The following is a 21,611-nucleotide window of genomic DNA, read 5'->3' as shown; positions in this document are numbered from 1 at the left end:
CAACCCAAAACACTTGATCCTGCTAAATCTTATTCAAGCAATGAATACCAATTCATTTCGCAAATTTATGAACCCATTCTTCAGTATGATTATTTTATTAGACCTTATACCCTAGTGCCTTTGATTGCCACGACAATGCCTACCGTGCGCTATCTTACTAAATTTAATCAAATTGTTCACGATCCAAAAGATGAAATTGCTTTTTCTGTTTATACCGTTCGTATCAAGTCTGGTATCTATTTTCAGCCACATCCAGCCTTTGCTAAAAACAAAGAAGGTGAATATTTATACCTTAATTTATCTGAAGACTATCTCAATGATCATGATATTAGTAAGTTATCAGACTTTAAAAAGACTGGAACACGGGAATTAACCGTCGATGATTACATCTATCAAATTAAGCGTTTGGCAAGTCCGGCCGTTAACTCACCTATTTATGGCTTAATGAGTGAACACATTGTAGGATTTCGTGATTTTGCTAAGAGTTTGCCAGATAATGCACAACAACATGGTTTTCTTGATTTAAGAAAATATCCCATGGCAGGTCTTCGCAAAATTGATGATTATACTTTTGAAATCACACTAAATAGTCAATACTCTCAATTCATGTTTTGGTTGGCGATGCCGTTTTTTGCACCAGTTCCTTGGGAGGCAGATCGTTTTTATTCCCAACCCGGGATGGATGATAAAAATTTAAGTTTTGATTGGTATCCCCTAGGAACTGGCCCATTTATCCTCAGTGAAAACAATCCCAATCGACGTATGGTTCTCACAAAAAATCCAAACTTCCGTCATGACTTATTCCCAGCGAATGGCTCAAAAGAAGATCAAGATGCTGGCTATTTGCAATATGCTGGCAAACCACTGCCTTTAATTAATCAAGCCATTTATACGTTAGAAAAAGAATCAATTCCTCGCTGGAATAAATTTTTGCAGGGTTATTATGATTTATCAGGAATTAGCACGGATAGTTTTGATCAAGCGATCCAAATAAGTTCTATAGGGACGCCCACGTTAACTTCAAGTATGGAGGCTAAAAAGATACGTTTAACGCAAACAACGGATCCAACTATCTATTATTTAGGTTTTAATATGTTGGACCCTATAGTTGGTGGCCGCAGTGAGAGGGCGCGAAAATTGCGGCTTGCTATTTCGATTGCAGTTAATTTTGATGAAAATATTGCTATTTTTTACAACGGGCGAGGTCAAGCTGCACAAGGGCCAATTCCCCCTGGGATTTTTGGTTATAAAGAGGGTATCGAAGGAATAAATCCTTATGTTTACCGATGGGAAAATGGCAAACCTAAAAGACGTTCAATTCATGAGGCAAGACATCTGATGCGTGCGGCGGGTTATCCTGGGGGGATTGATCCCAAAACAGGTAAGGCCTTAATTTTACATTATGATGCTCCTCTTGCGGGAGGGCCTGATGATAAGTCTTTGCTTGATTGGATGCGTAAGCAATTTGCCCGTATTGGTATCGATTTAAATATTCGTGCCACGCAATACAATCGCTTTCAAGACAAAATGCGAACAGGAAATGCTCAAATCTTTAGTTGGGGATGGAATGCGGATTATCCAGATCCTGAAAACTTTCTATTCATGCTTTACGGAGCTAATGGTAAAGTCAAACATAATGGTGAAAATGCTGCCAATTATGAAAACCCTAATTATGATCGCTTGTTTGAGCGAATGAAGAATCGTAGTAACGACTTGGAACGACAAAAATTAATTGATCAAATGGTTGCGATGGTCAGGCATGATGCTCCTTGGGCATGGGGAATTAATACCCAAACGTTAATCTTGAGCCAACAATGGGTATCACCGACAAAGCCTAATATAATTGGTGTTAATGGCTTGAAATACATGGCCATTGATGTGGCAAAACGCAACCAATTGCGTGAACAGTGGAACAAGCCTGTCCTATGGCCCATCGGCTTATTATTTTTATTCGTTGTCTTGCTGGTATTACCGCTATTGCTGGCCTATTACCGAAAAGAACAACAAAGTGCGCCGAGAGTAAAAACATGATTCAGTATCTATTGCGTCGAATCTTGTATGCAATCCCAATTTTATTGGGAATTAACATCATTACGTTTGCCTTATTTTTTATGGTGAACACTCCTGATGATATGGCTCGCATGCAGTTAGGTGAGAAGCATGTAAAACCAGCTGCTATTATCCAATGGAAAGTGCAACATGGTTACAACTTACCCTTATTTTATAATGCAGAAGAGTCGGGTCTTCGACAATTTACGAAAACTCTTTTTTTCCAAAAATCGCTTAAACTATTTGCGTTTGATTTTGGTGTTTCTGATGCTGGTCGTGATATTAGTTATGACATTTCTCATCGCATGTGGCCAAGTCTTGCGATAGCTCTTCCAATTCTTATCTTGGGGATGATAGCTGATATTATTTTTGCGATGGCAATGGCCTTTTTCCGTGCCACGTATCTTGATTTGAGTGGCGTGGTTTTTTGTATCATCCTCATGTCGATTTCCAGTTTATTTTATATTATTGGTGGGCAATATCTGTTCGGTAAAGTTCTGCGTCTAGTTCCTATCTCTGGCTATGATAATGGTTTGGACAGTATTAAATTTATAGTATTGCCTGTCCTGGTTGCTGTTCTTGCCGGGGTGGGGTCCGGGGCAAGATGGTATCGCAGCTTGTTTTTAGAGGAAATGAATCGAGATTATGTAAAAACTGCACGAGCGAAAGGGTTATCTGAAGTGCGAGTACTATTTCGCCATGTATTAAAAAATGCAATGCTACCTATTCTCACCGGGATAGTTGTTTTAATTCCCTCACTATTTATGGGAAGTTTGGTGTTAGAGTCTTTTTTTGGTGTTCCGGGTCTTGGAAGCTACATTATTGATGCTATCCAGCAACAAGATTTTGCTATCGTAAGAGCAATGGTTTTTTTAGGATCTATCCTTTACATCGTTGGCTTGATATTGACCGATATTTCATACACCTTGGTGGACCCTCGAGTGAGGTTTAATTAGCTATGGAGTTATTATGGACTGACAAGTGTTTTTTGGGGGTGTTGGTTATTAGTATTTTGATAACTCTTTTCAGTTTACGCAAAAAACACATTAGAATGGCCTTTAAGCGGATTTCGCAAAGGCCTTTAGCGGTTAGTGCCGGTGTTGTATTATTATTTTTTTTAGTCATTGGTGTGTTGGATTCTATCCACTTAAATCAATCTTCTACTGAAATTAAGAACGCACCTCCAGGCCAAAATGATTCAATGTTAGATAAAATATTAATGCCTCTTGGCGCAGTCTATGAAAAAACTTATTCCGCTCCTTTAGCGCTCAATGTATATAGTGTTGAAACAATGCTTGTGAATGACAAAGTGCAACAAGTGTATCCTCGCTTAAAGTATGTCTCCAATACCATAAAAAATAATTATGATAGAAACCAGAGAATTATGCGGATTCTACTTCGGACACTAATAGTTGTTTCTTTGGTGAGCTTGTTGTTATGGGGGACGTTGGTAGTAATTTACTCGATACTTAAAAAAGAATTGATAATTCTGCCCGGTAAATCAGGTACAGGTGTGTTGTTTACTTTTTTTCTTTGTTTGTTTATAGCACTTGCAAGCTATTGGTTATCTCGCGACTTCCATCTGTTGGGTACAGGAAAAATTGGACAAGATATTTTTTATTATACCGTTAAAAGTATTCGTACAGGTCTTGTAATAGGCATCCTGACAACATTATTTATGCTGCCGTTGGCATTATTTTTTGGTATTGCTGCAGGCTATTTTGGTGGGTGGATGGACGATGTCATACAGTATATTTATACGACACTAAGCTCGATTCCCGGTGTGCTTTTAATTACTGCTTCAGTCTTATCCATGCAAACCTATATTGCAAATCATCCACAGCAATTTGCAACGCTAAGTAAAAGTGCTGATGGCCGTTTATTTGCACTTTGTTTAATCCTTGGCGTTACCAGCTGGACTAGTTTGTGTCGTTTGTTACGCGCTGAAACTTTGAAATTAAGAGAGATTGATTATGTGACCGCTGCACGGGCTCTAGGAAGCAGTTCTATGACTATCATACGAAAGCATCTTTTACCCAATGTGATGCATATTGTATTAATTACGTTAGTTTTAGACTTTAGTTTCCTTGTTTTGGCTGAAGCCGTTCTTTCTTATGTTGGTGTGGGAGTGTCACCGATGACAATCAGCTGGGGCAATATGATTAATGGCGCACGTTTAGAATTGGCAAGAGAGCCTATCGTCTGGTGGCCAATGATATCGGCTTTCGTCTTGATGTTTATTTTAGTATTGGCCAGCAACCTTTTTGCAGATGCTGTGCGAGATGCTTTTGATCCTCACCAAGCTTAGGGTAATATAGCTCTTTTTTTATCAAGAGGATCAAATAATGCCCTTATTAGCGCAAGTAATCGATGAATTTAAATCAGGATTTCAATACCTTAATGGTGCGGGTCACCGCCAACCTGAATGGTATGAGTTTTGGCAGAAATACGATTTTACTAAAAAACGATTTACTGATGAGAAATTGACTGAAGCCATAGAAATTGCTGTTCAAGACTGTAATGGCAAATTGGAGAAACTAAAAAGTGAGCATGGGGATCAAGATTTTGATAGTCATAAGGAAGAATTTTTTACAATTGTGGCTGACGTTATCCATAGAGTACAAGTGAAACGGTTTGCTCATGGAGAAATTTCAACAAGGAATTTTGAACATGCTAATCAATACATCTTTGAGCGACTATTAATCCCCAAAGGACCTGGTACTTTCGAAAGTAAGTTAATTGCGGGACTTAATGCTGTCAAAGCCAAGTTTCCTGAATTGACGACTCATATGGATAGTGCTACTAAGAAAGTTAACCGCTCAAGACAAGGCTATACAGTATTCTTTCATGAAAGTGCCACGAAAAATAGCGCGGGTGAAACTATTTACTCTTCTTCCGAGAGCGGTGATATGAATAGTATAGCGTCACGAGAAAGCTATGCTAGTAGTAATATTAGCAAGCTAAAATTTTGATGAAGTCCCTTTAAAGTTAGGGCCTTATAACAGTGAGCAATATTCTCTAAAGAGAAGATGGATTTCATCGGAATTATCAATCCAGGGATAATGACCTGCATTGCTGATTTCTCTTATGAGAATATTGTTTCTTTTAAATGTTTCTAATCGAGTAAATAATTTTAAAGGAGTTATGCGATCACTATCTCCTGCGAATATCAAGGTTGGTATCGTTTGTGGGATCCATTGGGCTTTGTAGTCTAAATCAAAATGCTGAGCAGACCATTCACAGGTTTTGTAATTAAAGGGTAAATGTTTCAGAGCAGAAATTCCTTTTTCTAATCCAGCGCTTGTAAACAAATAGGGGGCGGAAGCAACCGTCATTTTTTTTAGAATGTCATTAGCAGGGTTTTTAGTATACTGTGTCTGCAATTGCTCAAGATAATCAATAGGATGTTTGCTGACATACTCCATAAAAATAGTTTGCCAGGATGCGTCAGGAGCGGAGTCCATTAATACTAAGCCTGTAAGTAAGCCTTCTAGTTCTGCAATTGATAAGGCATACATTCCTCCTGTTGAGTGTGCAGCTAAAATCACATTGTCCAAAGAGCTGACAGCTTCAATAAGTGCGTCTGCCCATCGTGAGAAATAATGACTGTCATCCGATGTGGTATTGGAACCGTCACCCGGCAAATCGAGATGCCAAATAGTACCCGGTAGTTTAAGACTTGCTGTTAGTTGACTTAATGATTCTGAACCTAGGCCAGGCCCCCCAGGTAAAAATAGCCAGTTAAATGGTTTGCCTTCATTTGCATGAATGTACAGTAAGCGTGCCTTTAAAGCGGTCCAAAGATATTTCTTCATGATGTAAAAGAACTTGCTTCGATGAAAAGGGTAAGAATAACAATGAATAACTAAACTGCAAAATAAGACACGATTAGTAAAGTCTTGGGGTGGAAAGAATTTCCCCAAAAGTTTTTGAAATTTCTATCATCTCATCAGTTTTGGTATTAATTGCCTGCTTAAATAATTTATAGGGATTATGACTAGGTTTATGATGATTGAAAATAAATCCCAAAGCATTATTGCTATCCCTAATATCAATTAGATATTTGGTTTGATTATCTCTATCAAGATTATTAGTAACTTTGATACATTCATGTAGCAATTCCTTTCTGTATCGCTGCAATTGGTTTAATTGATTTTTGGTTAAATCACGATGGCCTATATTGGTAAGAATGGCTAAAATCAGACTCATTTGCTTATTCTCCAAAGCTAGATCAAGAGCTGATTTATTATCGGGCCCTGTTTGAAGAATATTGGCTCCACGGGCCATAATTTTACAAAACATTTCTGTAAAGCTTTCTTCTGCAGCAATATAAGCTGCGGTTACTTTATCGTTCGCAGCGATGTCTAAAGCACTAGTCGATTGCAGAAGAAGATCCATGGCATCGAGTTGATTACTTCTTGCTGCAAAATGAAGGGGGATATATCCCTCGCTTGTGGCCTTATCAAGAGGGATTTTAAGTTGGTTATATTTTTTCAAATAATCAAGATGCCCATAATAAGCTGCAATATGAGCTATTGTCATTTTGCTATGAGAAGGTTCTTTTTGTGCTCTTTGTTCATCAAACTCATTTAGATGTTGCTCTCTAAATTGGTTTAATTTTTCTATTACAGTGTTGGAGGGGAGTTGGTTATTCGTTGCAAAAATATCAATATTAAAAATAATGTTATCGTTTGTAGAGAAAACTCCCTTTATGAAAGAAGCTAGGTCTGCAGTATCAAATTTATAATGCTCAATCTTCTCTCCCAAAAGTGTCTGCTCAACCATAATCCATTGATTGGAAGGTTTATCAAAGCGAAGTCCAAAACGGTGTTGACCAGAGCTAATTGAAATGGCCAATTTATCATATTCATCAGCAATGATATCACAAAGATCATCCAAGTAGGCTTCTAATTCTTGTTTATCGTAGGCTCCTGGCTCACTAAATATTTTTTTTAAATTGCCCCGATTTTTTATTATGTCCGAAGCGGTGATCATTGATATGGTTTCAATGTCTACTTGGGTTAAATGTTGATCGAGTAAGAATCCCGAATATTTTGAAGGTTTTTGGTAAAGTTGAATACCATCAAGGAAAGCAATGATTTCCAATAAATCATATTCTTGAGTGGTTAACTTCTTGGTGGGTATACCTGCTTTAATCTTTTTTCTAACGGCTTCGATTTCTTTGATTAAATCTTTGTTACTCTTATTTGAGTTGATAATTGTATTTAACCGATTAAAAAATTTAGTTTCTTCCTCTGGACCACTTAACCAGGCTTGCACCCACATTAATGTTAATCCTGCACAGACCCCCTTTTCAGAGACATTTTTATAATGTAGATCGGTCATCAGATTTATTACTTTCATCATGACAGCAGATCCTATAAATGCGAGTAGTATTGGACTACAATTTAGTAAGAACAATATTTGTACAATTTTATTATAGTTAAACCAGAAATTTTGGGGATTGGTTTTTTAGGGCAAAGAAAAATAGGCTGAAGAGAGGTTTTTTTGTTAAAAAATCATAAAGACTAACCTTTTCGTACTCAAAAAGTGATTATAATTAAACTCAGTGTAATTATTTAGGTTGAAGGAATGGCTAAGTCAATAACTACTAGGATTACGAAAGATCAGTCTACTGTAACGCAAGATCAAGAGCTCCATTCAGATCATCACCCATCTCTTTTTGGCAAAACACTTATCTGGAATCTTGATAAAGATAATGGGGTAGGTAAATCACCTAATGAGTTGTCCAAAGGGCTGGAAATGGAAGCTTATGCGATTGCGCAAAAGATGAATGAAGGTGTCATTGACAATGGGATGCTACAAGAGCTACCTCATGGTGAGCAAGATAAGTTTATTGCGGCAATTGAGAAGTATTTAGATCCTAAACAAGAGCTAGGGATGAAGTATGCCAAAAATGGTACTCATGAGTTTGGTAACCTGATTTTCTATCGTAAGGGGAATGCTGACCCTACAGCTAGCTTCAGTCTTGAGGAGAAAAAGTTACAGGATGATGTGGCTAAATTACAAAAAAAATATGAAGGGACCACTCCACCTCAAGGACAAGTATTAATTGGCCTAGTGACAGGAGAGGATGGTAAAAAACGTGTATTAGTGGATGTTCATGCTGAAAGCGAGAAATCAACGCGCTGTCCTCGTGTCAATTTAAAAGAGTTAATGAAGGAGATTAGTGCTCTTGAGGATAACCACGGTGTTGAAGTTGTGGTTGGCGGAGATATGAATGCGGGTAAGTCAGCCTTACCAACCGAACTTGGGACACTGAACAGTAATCTTGCTTACGAGCATAGCGAAGACAACAGTGCATTCTTGAGAGATGGTAGTGGTATTAGTGTAGATGCAGTGATTTCAACTGATAAAACAACTAAATTGCAGTCATTACCGAATATGAATGTTTGTGACCAGGCTTTTATTAAAAAATTTGATAAAGATAAAAAAGAAAAAGAGGAAGCTTTAGATAAACAAGCTGCTCTGGATCAAGCTGCAGTAATATCGAAATTGGCAACGAATCCTGTTTTCAGCAATGTTACAGCGACAACTGGTAATTTTAATGTTACTTATCGTGATAAAGAATCACAACCTTATATGACTAAGCTCACTTTTCGTGATGCTAATCAGGCGAGACAATTTACAAATTTAATAGCTGTCAATGATAGAAAGCAATTATTTCAGAAGGAGGGAGAGGTTTATCTTACTGCGCAAGCATTTGCTAAAATAATGAAGGCAGATATGAGTCCACCAAAAATTAGCTCACCGAATCATGATAAATTGCCTCGCCCCAAATTAAACGAATTGCAGAATATCTGCAAAGAAAAAGCACAGACTGCCTCTGAAAAACCAATATCGAAAACGCCATATATTGAGTATAGAGATACTGCTATACGGCAGGATACCCGCGGGGTCGTCGATTATTCGATGCAATTGACTTTTAATACCCCGGAGGAGGCTCGCGCTTTTAGCGATGCTATGGGGTACAAAAATAAAACGAAGCTATTTCAGAAGGATAATACGGTTTATATCGCTAAAGATATTGAGGAAGATTTTATTAAAAAAACTTGTGGGAAAGAAAGTACCATGAATTATAAAGCGCGCTTAGGAACTTTGGTTCAGGGCAGTGAGAAGACTAAACAAGCAGTGGAGGAAGAGTCCTTAGAGCAAGCCCATAAGGTTTGATAAAATGAATCCATGCTAAGGTTGCTCTTAGCATGGATTAGAACTTATAAAAATTCCTTGATAATATTTATCTGATAAGAATTTGGTTTTACCCGTAAATTATAATCTCCCCATCCATGACCTGTTGACCAAATTGTCCAGCCGGCAAAACCATAATCTTTACCTTGAGCGGAATTATCCTGTAAGTATTGTAAAAACTGACGTAAGGGAGAACTACAACTACTGGCATTTCTGCCGGTACCAAATTCAGTAATGATGGCTTTTAGGCGATTTTCTTGCAAATAATCGATAAAAGCATTCAAATTAAAGCCATTAGCACCAGTGGTCGTTAAATCCTGCAAACAATTATCATGGGTACCGCTATAATTGCTATCGAGATACTGATGAACATTAATCAGTATTTTTGACAGGTCAGTTATGCCTGCTTTAGCAAAATTATCGCGACTAAATAAATCTGCATTGCTATAACGTTGACCATCTTTACCGTTCCATTGGTGAGTTGTCCAGGAATGAAGTCCTGACCAGCTATTACCTTCAATCAGGATATAGCCAGTAAATTTTTGGCCACGTAATAGCTTGATGATAGAGGATTGAATAGTAAATACTTTCTCGCCAGGAACATCCACAGGCTCATTCATTAAATCCAATAATAAGTAGTCTTTATTAACGGCTGGATCGTTTTGCATTAGGGTGGCTAATTGTCCCCAAACTGACTCATAAGCTTTTTCGTCCAAATTTAATGTGCCGTCGGGGCAGGGGCCTGATTGGCCACAGCCGGAATATTGTTCACCAAATTTGGAATATCGCATATAGGCGTGTAGGTCGACAATCGTATGAACTTTTGCTTGAGTAAGCGTTTGCAGGAGAGGCTTTATAAAATTGTTGTAGTAAGCAAGATTTAAAGTTCCTTTGCCAGCTCCATCCAACTGTACATAGCCCCAGCTTATCGGGATACGCACGGTATTCATACCTATATTAATCAGTGATTGCGTGTCTTTTAAGTCTGAATTACCGCTAGCACTATCTTTGATTGAAAGGTTGGGTATGACTATAGGATCAATGACTTTGCCAAATTCCAAGCCTGACAAATTAAAGCCAGCAAACTGCCATGATTTAGGTGTTTTAGCCGGGGAGAATTGTGTATTTGTTTCGATCGGCGTGTAAGTAATTGCTCCACCCACAAGACCTTGACTGCTGATGCTTGGTTTTTCGTAAATAACATGAACGCCCGTAGGGGCAGAGTAGCTGCTGATTGAATTATTACCAGAGTTACTGATATTAAAGCCAACATAACCAAGATAACTGTTAGATGATTCACAACCATCATATCGCAAGGTTGCTCCAGCATAATAAGGATTTCCTGAGGCTTTATTTGCATCACCGGATTGTCCAGGGGCTAGTTTTAAAGTGACATTTCCTGATTCATTTTGAATGCAAATATAGGGTTTAACTGAACCATTAGGTCCCACCCCATGAATATTATTAGTCATTGTTGCACTGATAGCTGTTCCAGGCAGCAGTAAAATCATTGTTGTTAGTTTTCGCATGTTTTCTCCTGCATTCACATTTTTTCATCGCCTGGGCGGTCTTAAGGATTTACAAGTGGCAATGAATATAAATTAAATTATATGTATAATAACAGGACAACATGGGTTGAAAACCTGTCTTTAATAACAGGTTATGGATAAAAAAATGCATGAAATTTGCTCAAAATTTGTTTCTGCAAAGTCAATAGAGCATTTAAATCAACTTGTAATAAGCTATTTTTATGGCCAAGGAATCACAAGTCTTGCCTTTACGTACTATAAGCAACATACCAAAAGTGGTAATAAGTTGGTTTACGATTGGGTAACACCTCAACTTCGAGCTTGGCATGAGCATTATCTCGGAGAAAATTATGCGGATATTGATAGAACTCTTGAGTCGATGGAGCAGGGGCTGATGCCAATTTTTTGGGATATAGACTGTCAACTTACGAGTGCCAAGAATAAGCGTGAGCTACGTATGCGCCAAGAATCCAAAGATTTTGGCATTCATCAAGGATTATGCATTCCTTTGCATGGGCCAAATGGTGACTTTGTTGTCCTGGTTTTGCACCAACGCATTCACGAAACGGGTTTGGATCACTGGCAAGAGAAGCAATATGCTTGGTTGGCAATAAGCCAATGCTATTTCCATTATCTGAGACAATTCTTGTTAGAGGATTCAAAGTTCGCAGTGAAATTAACCAAACGTGAACAACAATGTCTTAAGTTGACCGCACAAAATATGCGAATTGATGCGATAGCTAAACTATTGGGCATTTCGCAACGAACGGTAAATTTTCATATACAAAACGCAAATAAGAAGATGGGAGTGAGTAATAAGTACTTGGCGGTAATGCGATGGCTTACAGATCTATAATTACCTTCAATTATCTGATTTGCTATTTGTTTATAGCTTAATCCTTGCAGGAAATAATAACCTGTATGAGCTAAGGTATAGTTTACATCAAGATTTTTGCCACTCGCTGAGAGGTGGATGGTTTTAATCTGTGTGTTTTCTATGAAGTAATCGATTTCTCTATAAAACTCTTCTTTGCAAGCGAGTTTTTAATTAAACCAAGTTCTTTCAAGCTGATTGCATGCGTCAGGCAATATCAATAATTTTTTGAGCTTTATCTTTAAAATAAAGGATAAAGCGTTCCAGAATTTCCTGATGATGCAAGTAAAAGTCATTTATTTGATAGTTGTTTCGGGTGGTTGCAAAATTAAAATGCTCTTCTTGTGTTTCATTGCTTTTAATAATGGTAAATCCATGATCGATATTGAAGTTTAGTCGGGTATCTTCAAACACTGGCATAACAGTACTGTCTTTGGTAATCGCATCCCAGAGAATGGCATCGTGTTCCGGTTACATGGAAGAAAGATATTCTACGTAGTTTTTATTGATACAATTTTTAAGCCAGGCATAATTATTGGTTAGAAAAATAAAATTATCATTAATTGATAATTTATATGAAAAGAACGTTAAATCAAATGATCAAATAGAGGTTGGGCAATTTTATCAACCGCATTGCAGCCAGCCTTGAGTAATTTATCACCCAAGAGTAGTAGTTTTTTTTCCTCAATTTTTCATGTCCCTAAATTTAGACCTGATTCTTAAAAATTATTCTAGAGTAGGGGATATAGACTTGTAAATAAATGACAAATCAATAAAGTACAGAGCCAAAATAGATGATTTTTTATTTAAGTTCGCTGCAGCCAGGCTACTTGAGCATAGCTGCTTTTTTATAGAAAAGTCACCAATTTCGTACTTGCTCTCAACAACTGACTTCGGTACAGTTCACTCATTCTCTTGAGTAAAAGTTTTCACATTATGCAAGCGCGTTTTGTTCATTTGCGGGTACACACAGAGTTTTCCATGGTAGACGGTTTAGTGCGTATCAAGCCGCTTATGAAGTCACTTGCTAATAAGGGTATGAATGCAATAGCAATTACTGACTATTGCAATCTCTTTGCTGCGGTGAAAGTTTTCAAGGCAGCATTGGAAGCAGGTATTAAACCGATTTTAGGAAGTGATTTACCTTGCTATGATCCCGCTAACCCTGAACAGGTTACCTCGCTTGTTCTATTATGCCAAAATGAAATAGGGTATCGAAATTTAACCTGTTTGGTGTCCAAGGCTTATCAGGAAGGCCAATACCAAGGCCAACCAAGAATTCAATCTCATTGGATTAATGAACATGCAGAAGGGTTAATTGCCTTATCAGGAGGACGATTCGGTGCCATAGGGAAGGCCTTACTAGCAAATGATGAAACAAGTGCTTATGCATTGGCTAAATCCTTTATGGATATTTTTCCTAATCGTTTTTATTTGGAAATACAAAGAACAGGGCGAGTTGATGAGATCGAATATAATGAACGCGTGGTACGTTTGGCGGAGGAGCTAAATTTACCTTTAGTTGCCACTAACGATGTGCGTTTTCTCCAAAAAGAAGATTATGAAGCACATGAAGCGCGAGTGTGCATTCACGAAGGCTACACTTTGGCGGATCCCAGACGAAACCAGCTATACAGCCCACAACAATACCTTCGCTCCGCGCAAGAGATGATTGAGCTATTTAAAGATTTACCGCAAGCCCTGGAAAATACGGTTGAAATAGCCAAACGATGTACCGTTAAACTTGATTTAGGCAATAATTATTTGCCTAATTTCCCTATTCCAGAAGGGTCTACAGTAGAAGGTTATCTTTCAGAGTTATCCAAGCAGGGTCTTGAAGAACGTCTACAGCAAATTTTTCGTGATCAATCTCCAGAGACTATAACAAGTTTACGCTCTCCTTATGATAAAAGACTGCAGGTTGAGTTAGACGTAATTAATACCATGGGGTTTCCCGGTTATTTCCTTATCGTGGCAGATTTTATTCAGTGGGCAAAACAAAATGGTGTCCCAGTCGGTCCTGGAAGAGGTTCTGGAGCAGGTTCTTTGGTTGCTTACGCATTAAAAATAACCGACTTGGATCCACTACTCTATGAATTGCTATTCGAGCGTTTCTTAAATCCTGAGCGGGTTTCGATGCCTGACTTCGATATTGATTTTTGCATGGAGGGGCGAGATAGGGTTATTGAATATGTTGCTGAGAAATATGGACGACAAAGTGTTTCACAAATTATTACTTTCGGTACGATGGCTGCAAAGGCAGTGGTACGCGATGTGGGGCGGGTTCTGGGTCATCCTTATGGTTTTGTCGATAAGATAGCGAAATTAATTCCTTTTGAAATAGGAATGACTTTGAACAAAGCGCTCGAGGATGAAGAAGAATTAAAACGACGTTATCAAGACGAAGAGGAAGTCAAAGAGTTAATTGATTTAGCATTAAAACTTGAAGGTATTACTCGAAATGCAGGTAAACATGCTGGTGGCGTAGTGATTGCACCTTCAAAATTAACTGATTTTACTGCAATTTATTGTGAACAAGGTTCGACCCAATTAGTTAGTCAATTTGACAAAGATGATGTAGAGGCTGCAGGTTTAGTGAAGTTTGACTTCTTGGGACTGCGAACGTTAACCATCATTGATTGGGCTTTGGCAATTATCAATAAACAAAGGGTTGCCCAAGGCGAGCTGCCAATTGATATCTCTCTCATTCCTACAGACGATAAAAAAAGTTTTGAGCTATTAATGGCTTGCCAAACTACAGCAGTTTTCCAGCTGGAATCCCGTGGCATGAAAGAGTTAATTCATCGCCTCCAGCCAGATTGTTTTGAAGATATAATTGCATTGGTTGCTCTTTTTAGACCAGGTCCTCTCCAATCAGGGATGGTAGATGACTTTATTGACAGAAAACATGGGCGTGCTAAGGTTGAGTATCCCCATCCAGACTTGGAACCTATTTTAAAGCCTACCTATGGGGTTATTCTTTACCAAGAACAAGTGATGCAAATCGCCCAGGTTTTAGCAAATTATACGCTCGGGGGAGCGGACTTATTGCGACGAGCCATGGGTAAGAAAAAGCCTGAGGAAATGGCCAAACAACGAGTCATTTTTACTGAAGGTGCGACAGCACGTGGTGTTGATGAACAGGTTGCTACGCATATTTTTGACTTAATGGAGAAGTTTGCTGGCTATGGATTTAATAAATCTCACTCTGCGGCTTATGCACTAGTTGCTTATCAAACGGCTTGGTTAAAGGCACATTTTCCAGCTGCATTTATGGCCGCGGTCATGTCTTCGGATATGGATAATACTGATAAAGTAGTCACCTTTATAGATGAATGCGTGCAAATGCAATTAAATGTTTTACCGCCCGCAATTAACCAGTCCCATTACCAATTTACTGTAGCTGATGACAAAACAATTCTCTACGGTTTGGGGGCGATCAAAGGGGTAGGGGAAACGGCAATTAACTACATCGTGGAAGAAAGAATAAGTGGAGGGGTTTATTCGGGTTTATTTAGTTTTTGTCAAAGAATGGATTTGCGTAAAGTAAATCGTCGAGTGTTGGAGGCTTTAATCAAAAGTGGTGCAATGGATTGTTGGGGTATAGAGCGCTCCGTGTTATTCACTTCGCTTGATAAAGCTTTAAAGGTAGCCGATAAAACTCACCAAAATCAAAATAGTGGCCAGACGGATTTGTTTTCAATATTGGAAGAAACGGTTAATCAAGAAGATTATGTCGAATGCAAACCATGGCCAGACACAATGCGGCTAAATGGTGAAAAAGAAACGCTAGGACTTTATATTACTGGACATCCAGCAAAGCAGTACTCTCAAGAGTTCAAAGCCTTTGTTACTCCTATTGCCAGACTTAATCCCAGTGTTTTAAAAAAAACATGCATATGTGGTTTGGTCACAACATTACGAAGGGTCATGACTAAGCGAGGAAAAAAATTGACAATTATTGGCGTTGAAGATGCCACTAATAAATTGGATGTTGTGGTTTTTTCCGAGGTCTATGAAGCTCAACAAACAAACATACAAGTGGGGCAAATGCTTGTTGTTGAAGGGGAAATCGCACCCGATGAGTATAGTGGTGGCGTTAAGATGACTGCTAATCAACTTTACAGTATTGAAGATGCACGTACGCGATTTGCCAAATGTATTGCCCTTGCCTTATCGCCTAAAGATAATGAGGTGATTTCTTCACTGCAATCCATATTAAAAGCTCATCAGGGTGAATGTGTCGTGCAGATTCGTTATGCAAGTCAAACCGCCACTGCTGCTTTAAATTTGGGTCAGCAGTGGCGAGTGACGCCAACTGATAATTTGTTAATGATTCTTGGCGATCTATTAGGGGAACAAAACGTTGAATTGAGCTATTAGTTGACAATAGTTCGTTGTGAATTAGACCTAAATGATCAGCGGTCTGTCAAAAAATTATCGAAGGGGAGTTTTGCCTCTTTTTTTGCTGTCGGGCATAGGCTAACATGTCATAAAAGCTGCTAACGGATTGTAATAATGACTTTTTTTTCACGAATGGGTTTGGTGACTATAGCTTGCTTGCTCTTGAGTAATTTGAGTATGGGAGCGCGCAGTAATGATTTCTATAGAAATTTTTGGATGCCGAAATACCATGGTGAACGTTTAAATTATTGCATGTTAGATGGTAAGTGTGGATCTGTGGTCGCCAATCGCTATTGTCGGCTCATGGGTTATGAGCGAGCGGACCAGCAGATTATCGATAATAATGTGGGTTTAACGAATTATTTATTCTGCAATTTAAGATGTAAAGGTTGGCATTGCAATGGGTTTAAAACCATCCGTTGTGTATCAAACATGTCTCATAATCCCCCTAAGGCTTATCATTATCGCTTAAGACGCTTTGTCTACCCTCGTTTTAATAATTATCGTGTTGATTGGTGCTATGATGGTCATCGCGGTTGCGGACGTAAGGCAGCGTTTTCATTTTGTCGTCGCATGGGTTATCTGGATGTTCGTCGATTCTCTATTCAAAAACATATTGCGGCTACTAAAGCAATTGGCAATCAAAAATTATGTTTTGGGGTGTTGTGTAATGCTTTTGAGTCTATTGACTGCAATCGCTAGGACTTGTTATTTATGACACTGATAAAATAAATCGTCATTTATTTGACAGTATATTGGTTGGTAACCAATACTCAGATTAGGCAAGCTGGATGTAGGGATAGAGCTATGAGTCGCAATGAAACTATTTTCATTATTGATGATAATAAAGAACGTTCTCATAAGCTCACCACGATTTTAAATTTTGTTGGCGAAACTTGTATTCAAGCTAATTATTTGAATTGGCAAACTTTCTCTTTTAAGAATGTTCATTCAATTGTAGTTGGGGCGCAAGAATCTTATGAAAATACCTTTGAGTTCCTCAATGATGTGAGGACGATAGTGCCACAATTGCCGATCATCCTTATCGATTCACCTTTTCCTGAAACTCATTATTCTGTAAGTAATGTGCTTGCAAATCTCTGTTTTCCTTTTACGTATGCTCAAATGCTCGAAGCTTTGCATAAATGCCAGATTGCTAATGAAACACTATTGGCTGAAAAATACAACAAAAAGCGTACGCCTTTATTTCGTAGTTTGGTAGGTAACAGTGATTCTATCCGCCAAGTTCGTAAATTGATTGCTCAGGTTGCAGATACTGAAGCGAGTGTATTAATTCTTGGTGAATCAGGTACAGGTAAGGAAGTTGTAGCAAGGAATATTCATGCTTTTTCATCACGACATAATAAGCCGTTTATTCCTATTAATTGTGGAGCTATTCCGGCGGAATTGTTAGAAAGTGAGTTGTTTGGACATGAGAAAGGAGCGTTTACTGGTGCGATTACCGCTCGCCAGGGACGGTTTGAATTAGCAAATGGTGGAACTTTATTTCTTGATGAAATAGGGGATATGCCTTTAGCAATGCAAGTCAAATTATTGCGTGTATTACAAGAGCGCTGTTTTGAACGGGTCGGCAGCAACAAGAGCATTGATGTTAACGTTAGGATTATTGCTGCTACTCATCGTAATCTGGAGGAGGCAATTAGTGAAGGGACATTTCGAGAGGACTTATTTTATCGTTTAAATGTTTTTCCTATTGATATGCCTCCTTTACGTGCCAGGCGTGAAGATTTGCCTTTGTTGTTAAACGAACTTGTCTCTCGTATTGAAGGCGAAAACAGGCCTGGTGTTCGTCTTATGCCTGCGGCTCTAGATGCGTTGAGTTGCTATAGCTGGCCGGGAAATGTACGAGAGCTAGCCAATCTTGTTGAGCGCTTATCCATTTTGTTTCCTAATGGGATTGTAGATTTCGAGGATTTGCCCAGACGTTTTAGAAAAGATAGCAAGTTGTTAATACAAGGAGTTTTGAATAGCGAACGGGAAACTCTATTGGAAATATTAAGTCCAGACGCAATTACTAGTGATGGAATCGATTTAAAGGAACATTTAGTAAAGACAGAGCTTGCGCTTATTAGCCAAGCATTGAACGAATCTGATTGGGTGGTGGCCCATGCAGCTAATTATCTTAACATGCGACGTACTACTTTAGTTGAAAAAATGCGTAAATATGGTTTGACCCGTCCTGATCGTGCATAGTTAGTGATATTGGACCTCTTTAAAACTTGGCAGCAGAAAAGTACAGCGATGTGCTGCATGGCCACGTTGTACACGGAGTAACATGAGAATCCGGGCACCTTATCACTTAAATGCAATAACCTAAGGCAGTAGAGCTTTGAAAGAGGTCTATTGGCTACTCTTGTTGATCAGAATCTTGAGTCTCAGAAGCTTCTGATTGAGGTTTGGCCGTTTTGCTTTTCTTGGCTGTAGCAACAGTGGTAACTTCTTCTTCCCCGGTCTCAGTTGTTTTTTTTGCAGCTACAGCGACTTCTTCTTCAGTTTTAGCTTTTTTAGGGCTGGAACTTACCACATCCCCCGTATCAGGCTGCTCGCGTTTCTTTTTATAATCGTCAATAATTTCTGAGACGCTTTTTTTAACATCTTTAAAAAGTTTACCGGCTATTGATGTAATTTCCTTAAAATCAGGAAGCTTTGATTTAAAGTCACTCATGATTTACTCCATATTGATTAATTAGCGATTATTAATAGTAATTATACCTCGACTTTAGTCCTTTTTAACAAATAATCAAGTATGAAGTTAGGAGGAGTGTCCTCAATTAATTCTCCAGCTGCAGATTATTCAAATTTCTGCTTCATAAGCAATTGAGTACACGCCTTAATCAGAAACTAGCCGTATTGTGGTTGGGTATGTGCTACCTCTGGATTTTGCAAATCATCATGAATATTATGTAGTTCTTTAGACAAACCTTGTTGCATGCCACCTTTAAACGTACGCCCACCAAAAAAAGTTAGACCAGTACCAGCAATTGTCGATGTTGAGAGCAGACTAAGAGCAAGCGCTAGACCAAAAGCACTAAGAAATGCGCTGCTGCCAAATGTCGCGACTAATCCTACAACACTTGCTGCAATAAGTAGTAGTCCTGCGACAACAAGCAACGCACCGCCGATTTTTTTACCAAGTGAAGAAGAACCTGAAGCATGCTCAGCAAGTAATGCTAAATGATCAACTAAACTTGGATCAGAACCCTGAAAGAGAATTTTGTTAAAGTCACGAATGACCTGTGTATAAAAATGATAATCGACGGGTTCCTTTTTTGATTTTTTGTTTGCAATTTCTAATTCAATTAAGCTTACTGCTTTGCCGATATGAATCTGAAGTGCATTTTGCCGATATAGTCTGGTTTTCGTATGAGAAATTTCTTGGTCGAAAATTTGTTTTTCATACGCTAGTAATTCGTAATCAGTTAAATCTTGAAAATATGGATTGTTATTTTTTACTTGACTGAAGTGAACATTTGCTGACTGCCCTGTTTGTAAATGGTCTGGCAAATCGCCATTCTCAAGTATATGTGTTGCTTTAAGTAGATTGGCCAGTAAATCGCTGAACGGATAATCGTTATCTCCTCGCTCTACACGATAATACATGTCCCAAAGAAATGCGCAAAGACGAAGATAGTAAATTTGGTTTACTTGAATCGGTGAAGGAGTAATCAGTTCAAATGTAGGCGGTGTAAGTAGTCCTGCAAGTTTAGCTTGAATATTTAACAGGCAAAAACGAACTTGTGGTGAAACACCTGCCGGATGAGTATTGCTATATTTTTCAAATGTTTTTAGTATTTTTTCATGTAACTGTTCTACTAGCTCAGCAGGATTATTGGTCAATGTTTCTAAAAATTGTTTGCCTGCTTTAATGTGATCCTCCGTCCACGCTATCTTTGAGCTGGTTTCGCCAATGATTGATTCAGCCCGTTTAATTTCATCAAGATGAGATTGAATAGTTTTTTTCAATTCACCGCGTTGTATTTTTACTACATTTAGCTGATTTTGTAATTGTAGTAAGTTAAGTTCTGAAACTGCGTCAGCAAAGCCCTCAAAAATATTACCATGATTATGTGAGGGGTGACTATGGTGATGACCATTATGTTCATGATGATGGTGATGGTGACGTCTCTCTAATTCGCTTTGTATAGTCAAAATTTGTAGTTGTATAGAATTTATCTCATTATCAAGAGTCAACAGACGAAGATTAAGCGGTTCTAACGTTTGTTTTTCTCTTAGCACTGTTTGTGAGGCTGTATCAATTGCTTTTTTTAGGGTGGGTAATTCGTTTTCCCAGGATTGAATCTGTGTTTGATCATAAATAACAATTTTGACTGGACGCATGATGAGTTATCCCAAAATTTGAGTGGCTATATCATACTGAATACCCATAAAAGTGTCAATAAAAAACACAGTTTATACGTTTGTTATGCAGATTAATGGGCTGTACAGATGGGGTGTGGCGCCGGGTGAAGACAAGCTAACCCGGCTTGCGGAAATTAAGCCCAGGGATGCACTAATTTCATAACTGGTTTGAGCATTTTTTCTGCCAGAGATTTTTTACCATGAACTGCGATTTTGAAAGCATTAAAATCAGTCATTTTTTCTGTAAGATAATCATCACTAGTTATTAGTTTATCGACAAGTTTTAATTCGAACGCTTCTTTTGCCAGCCAATGTTCGCCAGTCGCAACTTTATCAATGTCCAATTGAGGGCGATTGGCTAATACATAAGCTCTAAACGCTTGATGAATCTTTTCTATATCTTCCTGGAATTTTTCACGGCCTTTTTCAGTGTTTTCGCCAAAAATAGTCAAAGTACGCTTAAATTCGCCAGCGGTTAACAACTCAACATCAATATCATTTTTTTTCAACCAACGATGAAAATTGGGTAATTGTGCGACAACACCAATGGAACCAATGATCGCAAAAGGCGCTGCAATTATTGTATTAGCAACACAGGCCATTAAATAACCACCGCTTGCAGCCATTTTATCGATACACACAGTAAGTGGAATATTTTTATCGCGTATTCGTTGTAATTGCGAAGCAGCGAGGCCATAGGCATTGACTGCTCCTCCTGGGCTTTCTAAACGTACAACAATCTCATCTTTGGGCTCAGCAATAGCAAGAATTGCGGTAACTGCCTCCCGAAGTTGCTCTGCTTCACTTGCTTTTATATCGCCATGAAAGTCGATTACATAAAGCGATGATTTTTCATCTTTGCTTTTTTTCTTCTTCTTTTCAGGTTTATGATTTTTTACATCATGAGACATTCGTTGTTTAGTTTCTTCATATTGTTTATTGAGCGAGGTTATTTCCAGTTTGGATTTGGGCTTACGACTTAAAGCAGCAATACCGGCAAAAGTTAATAATACGGCGATTACTAGAGTCAATGCTTTTAATAGAAATAAACCATATTCAGATAAGAACGCCATCATCTACCTTAGCTAATGAAAAGAAACGATTATCGCTATGACCGCACTATGGTGCAAGTTTTTTCCAGTGAAAATAAAGCGCTTCTAGAACTA

General features: G+C 38.4%; 16 protein-coding genes. 9 read left to right on the top strand and 7 right to left on the bottom strand.

Annotation, left to right across the window (positions count from 1 at the left end; translation table 11 throughout):
• The first annotated feature begins 135 nt into the window (after positions 1-135).
• Genes Lbru_RS09365 through Lbru_RS09350 form a run of 4 tightly spaced genes read left to right on the top strand, consistent with a single transcriptional unit; the run spans position 136 to position 5,021 of the window.
• Positions 136-2,031: an ABC transporter substrate-binding protein gene (locus Lbru_RS09365; protein WP_420795328.1), complete on the top strand. Its 1,896-nt coding sequence runs from the start codon at positions 136-138 to the stop codon at positions 2,029-2,031.
• Positions 2,028-3,005, top strand: a complete 978-nt coding sequence (locus Lbru_RS09360) for an ABC transporter permease (protein ID WP_058441878.1) — start codon at positions 2,028-2,030, stop codon at positions 3,003-3,005. Before Lbru_RS09365 ends, Lbru_RS09360 begins: the two co-directional genes overlap by 4 nt.
• Before the next feature lie 2 nt (positions 3,006-3,007).
• Positions 3,008-4,357: an ABC transporter permease gene (locus Lbru_RS09355; RefSeq protein WP_058441877.1), complete on the top strand. Its 1,350-nt coding sequence runs from the start codon at positions 3,008-3,010 to the stop codon at positions 4,355-4,357.
• 37 nt (positions 4,358-4,394) lie between these two features.
• A complete protein-coding gene (locus tag Lbru_RS09350) occupies positions 4,395-5,021 on the top strand; it encodes a hypothetical protein (RefSeq protein WP_058441876.1) in 627 nt (208 codons plus the stop codon).
• 24 nt (positions 5,022-5,045) lie between these two features.
• On the opposite strand, the gene Lbru_RS09345 is transcribed toward Lbru_RS09350, so the two are convergent.
• Both Lbru_RS09345 and Lbru_RS09340 read right to left on the bottom strand, forming a co-directional pair.
• Positions 5,046-5,864, bottom strand: a complete 819-nt coding sequence (locus tag Lbru_RS09345) for an alpha/beta fold hydrolase (protein ID WP_058441875.1) — start codon at positions 5,862-5,864, stop codon at positions 5,046-5,048.
• 73 nt (positions 5,865-5,937) lie between these two features.
• A complete protein-coding gene (locus tag Lbru_RS09340; protein ID WP_058441874.1) occupies positions 5,938-7,416 on the bottom strand; it encodes an ankyrin repeat domain-containing protein in 1,479 nt (492 codons plus the stop codon).
• A gap of 225 nt (positions 7,417-7,641) precedes the next feature.
• Between Lbru_RS09340 and Lbru_RS09335 the strand changes: the two genes are divergently transcribed.
• Complete coding sequence (locus tag Lbru_RS09335; RefSeq protein ID WP_058441873.1) at positions 7,642-9,240, top strand: hypothetical protein; 1,599 nt, start codon at positions 7,642-7,644, stop codon at positions 9,238-9,240.
• A gap of 44 nt (positions 9,241-9,284) precedes the next feature.
• Here the strand turns inward: Lbru_RS09335 and Lbru_RS09330 are convergent, their stop codons facing one another.
• Positions 9,285-10,787, bottom strand: coding sequence for a glycoside hydrolase family 5 protein (locus Lbru_RS09330; RefSeq protein ID WP_058441872.1), 1,503 nt, complete (start codon positions 10,785-10,787; stop codon positions 9,285-9,287).
• 145 nt (positions 10,788-10,932) lie between these two features.
• Here Lbru_RS09330 and Lbru_RS09325 point away from each other — a divergent pair, with 145 nt between their 5' ends.
• Positions 10,933-11,643, top strand: a complete 711-nt coding sequence (locus Lbru_RS09325; RefSeq protein WP_058442218.1) for a helix-turn-helix transcriptional regulator — start codon at positions 10,933-10,935, stop codon at positions 11,641-11,643.
• Positions 11,644-11,868: 225 nt separating this feature from the next.
• On the opposite strand, the gene Lbru_RS09320 is transcribed toward Lbru_RS09325, so the two are convergent.
• The gene (locus Lbru_RS09320; RefSeq protein WP_058441871.1) at positions 11,869-12,081 is read right to left on the bottom strand and encodes a hypothetical protein; all 213 of its coding nucleotides are present in this window, start codon (positions 12,079-12,081) and stop codon (positions 11,869-11,871) included.
• A gap of 516 nt (positions 12,082-12,597) precedes the next feature.
• Here Lbru_RS09320 and dnaE point away from each other — a divergent pair.
• The 3 genes from dnaE (at position 12,598) to Lbru_RS09305 (ending at position 18,279) form a co-directional block, all read left to right on the top strand.
• The gene (gene dnaE / locus Lbru_RS09315) at positions 12,598-16,044 is read left to right on the top strand and encodes a DNA polymerase III subunit alpha (protein WP_058441870.1); all 3,447 of its coding nucleotides are present in this window, start codon (positions 12,598-12,600) and stop codon (positions 16,042-16,044) included.
• A 135-nt stretch (positions 16,045-16,179) separates the two neighbouring features.
• Positions 16,180-16,767, top strand: coding sequence for a hypothetical protein (locus Lbru_RS09310; protein ID WP_058441869.1), 588 nt, complete (start codon positions 16,180-16,182; stop codon positions 16,765-16,767).
• A gap of 105 nt (positions 16,768-16,872) precedes the next feature.
• A complete protein-coding gene (locus tag Lbru_RS09305; RefSeq protein WP_058441868.1) occupies positions 16,873-18,279 on the top strand; it encodes a sigma-54 dependent transcriptional regulator in 1,407 nt (468 codons plus the stop codon).
• 154 nt (positions 18,280-18,433) lie between these two features.
• Here Lbru_RS09305 and Lbru_RS16595 read toward each other — a convergent pair whose 3' ends face one another.
• The 3 genes from Lbru_RS16595 to sohB all read right to left on the bottom strand — a co-directional run bounded on the left by Lbru_RS16595 (position 18,434) and on the right by sohB (position 21,518).
• Positions 18,434-18,751, bottom strand: coding sequence for a hypothetical protein (locus Lbru_RS16595; protein WP_065235451.1), 318 nt, complete (start codon positions 18,749-18,751; stop codon positions 18,434-18,436).
• A gap of 176 nt (positions 18,752-18,927) precedes the next feature.
• A complete protein-coding gene (locus tag Lbru_RS09295; protein ID WP_058441867.1) occupies positions 18,928-20,424 on the bottom strand; it encodes a hypothetical protein in 1,497 nt (498 codons plus the stop codon).
• Positions 20,425-20,579: 155 nt separating this feature from the next.
• The gene (sohB, locus tag Lbru_RS09290; protein WP_058441866.1) at positions 20,580-21,518 is read right to left on the bottom strand and encodes a protease SohB; all 939 of its coding nucleotides are present in this window, start codon (positions 21,516-21,518) and stop codon (positions 20,580-20,582) included.
• Positions 21,519-21,611 lie beyond the last annotated feature (93 nt).

The organism is Legionella brunensis (assembly GCF_001467025.1).
Taxonomy (GTDB): Bacteria; Pseudomonadota; Gammaproteobacteria; order Legionellales; family Legionellaceae; genus Tatlockia; species Tatlockia brunensis.
This window is presented reverse-complemented; position numbering and strand designations above follow the sequence as displayed.